The organism is Vibrio sp. 811 (genome assembly GCF_033339195.1).
The window spans coordinates 1-548 of sequence record NZ_JAWOUB010000808.1 but is presented as its reverse complement, the minus strand read 5'-3'; the positions used below and the strand labels follow the sequence as shown (position 1 = coordinate 548).

Below are 548 nucleotides of genomic sequence, written 5' to 3'. Positions count from 1 at the left end.
AAAACGGTCCAAACCAACAAAATTCATTTCAGGTTGGTACTGATTACCCGAAATAGTGCCATGTTCTGGTTGTTGAACGATGTCCACATTGAACTGATAACCAACGGCCATAAAGTCATTGTCCATCAAGTTCAGTTCGATTGACTTGTTCTTATCGGTTTGCAATGAGTCTGCTTTTGCCTCAACGACATGACTCGCATCCACATTCAGCAGCGCGGCAAACGGTACGAAAGAGAAGCCTGTCTGATTCAAACCAAATGTGTACATGTCGCTATTGCTGCCTGTCCACATCACAGGTAAAGAGGATTTTTCAGTTTTTAGAACACGACCGAAATCAAAGTTCGCTTCAAACTCACCGCCTTCCAATTCCACCACCAACAGATGCTGACCAGCACTTAGTTGGCTTGGCTGAGGGAATAAGATTCGTGATGATTTTTGGAAAGAACCTTGTTGTAGCAGTTCAGCGCTGTCTTGGTCTAACACCAAACGGTAACCCGCATTACCTGAGAATGGGAATCGCCATACTCGGTAAGTCATGTCACTTTAAA

1 pseudogene is annotated in these 548 nt (G+C 44.2%); it reads right to left on the bottom strand.

The window, feature by feature from the left end:
* Nucleotides 1-543: pseudogene (locus R7Q46_RS29515) on the bottom strand (Ig-like domain-containing protein); the annotation flags it as partial.
* Nucleotides 544-548 lie beyond the last annotated feature (5 nt).